This is a genomic window from Maritalea porphyrae, from assembly GCF_027213965.1.
Lineage (GTDB): Bacteria > Pseudomonadota > Alphaproteobacteria > Rhizobiales > Devosiaceae > Maritalea > Maritalea porphyrae_A.
Map to the genome: position 1 here is coordinate 1 of NZ_JAPWGX010000010.1, position 2903 is coordinate 2903.

Genomic DNA, 2903 nt, shown 5'->3' on the forward strand with positions numbered 1-2903 from the left:
AATGAACCAAATCATCTCTTAGGTCAGGCAACCAGTTGTCTCAAATACCCTGAACACGGACAGGTGTAAAAATACTTCGGAAATGACGAGGGGCCTAATTCCCTTTCCCTAAGAATGTCTTGAATATAGTCATATGATATCCATATGAACGAGAATACTTGGAGGAGTTAACATGTTTAGGCCGCAAAAAGTTCTTACGATGCTGATCGCTATTTTACTGGTCTGCTCAGTATCTGGAGAAACGTATGCCAAGGGTAAGTCCGGTATTTTCAGCGATTTGTTTGGTGGACTTTTTGGCGACGGTTACATTTCCAATAGTGAATTCATAGATATGATTTCTGATGGACAAGTTCTTTGTTACGAACCAAAGTCGGACGCTTCTTGTAGTTGGGCAGAGGTCTATTCTAACGTCACACAAAAGAGTTTTGTGATCGCCATCCACTACAAATATGGAAACGGCGAAGTACTTGAAGCGCGCTACAAAGCATTTTTTGACAGTGACAGATTATGTGAGCCTTCTGAGTTTAAGAAAAACAATATTTCTTTTGGAACCTACCGAAGTGCCGGTACGCTGATGCAAAAAAATCCACTTACGACTTCTATCTCTGTAGCAGAAGTAGAATCCATGCTTTCTTTCAATAATATGGAAAATGCCGATGCGTGTTACCGATACAAACGACTTGACACCGGCGCAACCGGCTTCACTGCACTTCGCCAATTCCGTTTCGTCGACGGCGAGCAACTTCCAAGCACCGAAGATATCTGGCTTTTCCCTGCCGGATTTACGCCAGTATTGTACTAAGTGTATCCCGTCAGTATTTGATAGACAGATAAACACGATTACCGGAAAACCAAGATTATTGGAAAATGTTGGATGAGCCTTAAGATTTCTGCGTTTGTAGTATTTTCCACGTTGAGCATATCAATTTCCTATGGGCAAATTCAAACTGAGGAAGAAGTCAGATGCACGCATGACGTAACAGCATGCATGGAGGCCGCAAAAAAATACGCGAATGGTGATGGCGTAGATCAGAATTATGACCTTGCCGCAAAACTGTTTGTGAAAGCTTGCTACGGAAAAGTTTCCGCCGCTTGTTTCAATGCTGGTTACTATTACGCAGAAGGAATTGGCGTAGAGGAGGATCAAGCATGGGCGGCTCACCTTTATGTAAAAGGCTGCAACGCAGACTACGGTCCAGCTTGCATCAACGCTGCCTACCAATACGACATGGGAATTGGTGTTACTAAGAACCGTAAGCGGGCAGTACAGTTGTATGAGAAAGCCTGTATCCTCGGAGCAAATATATCTTGCTAAGAAGAACAATCTGTCTATCAAATGCTGACGCCGAACAATTTAATCATCAAAAGTTGCAGTGAGCAATTTCCGCTATCTTCTGCTAAGTGTAGCCTTGTGGCGTCCATAGAAGCGGCAGGATTAGCTAATCCACTTGAAGACAAAAATTACAAATTTTTGTACCGATCGCGAGAGTAGAGTTGAATTTTTATTGGATTTCCCTTTAACTGGATTTACATTTATTGAAAATCCTAAGGAGGAGATTTTTGTGTTCAGACTACTAGTAGTTATTGCAACTTGCTTTTTCGCCATTTCAGCTGTAGCTGGTGAAAAATATCACAGAGACAATATTTATTTCGAAAGTGGTCAAGTAGTCGGGAACGCAGAAATAAATGCAGAAGAGTTTTATACGGCTCTTTCAACAGAGCCCGTTTTTAAAATCGACGATGCCAGACGTCTTAGCGGCCCTAGTAAGGTTGGCGTGTTCGTCGGCGCTGAACCCTACGGGTCTATTCCAAAAAAAGTAACAGAACTGGTTCTTGATCCAAGCACGGGACTCTACGCGTCGAATTTATTCTCAGATGTTATGTTTTTGTCTAAAGAGCCGAGAGACGGTTTCGTTGAAGCAATTCTTGATCAAAAGGGCATAGTTGTTCAAGCGAAGATAAGATCTATTGATCAATATGTTGTGGCAGTAGTCAATGGCTATGGTCATTTCAAATTCCACGAAAAATATTATGGTCCGAAAGACCCATTCAAACCATTTCTTGGAAACCCGTTTGGAGGCATAGAATTCCTTAGAAACCACTCCGCAAAGAACTACCGCGCGACGATTTCGAATCTTCAAGACGCATTAAAAAGGGACCATGTAGAAGATTATTACGTTCATATCGATGGCCTTAGATACAATTCAACTTTCTTCTTAGTTGTGGGTGACGATAGCGATATGAATGACAAGACTGAAGCCGCACTCGATTCTATGCAGGAAAAATTGGCGGAAAAGGAAAAAATCGAAAATTTGCGCACTGCGTTGAACACATATATCACGAATGATTGTAATAGACTGTCCATTCTAATGAAAGGGAGATTGACTGGCATAGGTGCATTCAGCAGTTTTTCGGTTGTCAACAATGCCTGTTGGATGGAAAATCCATTTATGGAACTGGGTGTTGAAATTGGGTGGATTGACGCGACTGGATGCGATGCAAGCGATCGACCGGAAAATTGTCAGATAACGGCGCGTTACGCTTGTGGCTATATTAATAAACTTTCCCCAAACTCAAGTTTTGACCCCATTTGCGGAATTCTCACTGCGACGCCTTTTCCTGTTAACATATCCTTGGCTTGGAAAGATAGTCGTCCAGTCGTGACTGCATGGCGCGAGTACGACTAATATGAAAATTGTAGCGTTCCGGCTCGCGGTTGAATTCTTTGCAATTGAGGCAGGTCTGGACTATTTTTCGGCGCCGCTGGCTGGAATTACTCTAAACGACGAGGTGGGGATCAATCGGAGGCCGTTGGAGCAACCCCATGGGAAATTCTTGAGCTGTCCGTGTTCAGGGTATTTGAGACAACTGGTTGCCTGACCTAAGAGATGATTTGGTTCATC

General features: G+C 42.9%; 3 protein-coding genes. All 3 read left to right on the forward strand.

Annotation, left to right across the window (positions count from 1 at the left end; genetic code table 11):
• The first annotated feature begins 172 nt into the window (after positions 1 to 172).
• The 3 genes from O4H47_RS17805 (at position 173) to O4H47_RS17815 (ending at position 2687) form a co-directional block, all read left to right on the forward strand.
• Complete coding sequence (locus O4H47_RS17805) at positions 173 to 802, forward strand: hypothetical protein (protein ID WP_269395370.1); 630 nt, start codon at positions 173 to 175, stop codon at positions 800 to 802.
• A 72-nt stretch (positions 803 to 874) separates the two neighbouring features.
• Positions 875 to 1315 (forward strand): tetratricopeptide repeat protein, encoded by a 441-nt coding sequence (locus tag O4H47_RS17810; protein ID WP_269395371.1) that lies wholly within the window; start codon positions 875 to 877, stop codon positions 1313 to 1315.
• Positions 1316 to 1448: 133 nt separating this feature from the next.
• The gene (locus O4H47_RS17815) at positions 1449 to 2687 is read left to right on the forward strand and encodes a hypothetical protein (RefSeq protein ID WP_269395372.1); all 1239 of its coding nucleotides are present in this window, start codon (positions 1449 to 1451) and stop codon (positions 2685 to 2687) included.
• The last annotated feature ends 216 nt before the right edge of the window (positions 2688 to 2903 follow it).

What these genes read in the sequence shown, in the direction of transcription:
- O4H47_RS17805 (WP_269395370.1), top strand. Translation starts at nt 173, where the DNA reads ATGTTTAGGCCGCAAAAAGTTCTTACGATGCTGATCGCTATTTTACTG.
- O4H47_RS17810 (WP_269395371.1), top strand. Translation starts at nt 875, where the DNA reads ATGAGCCTTAAGATTTCTGCGTTTGTAGTATTTTCCACGTTGAGCATA.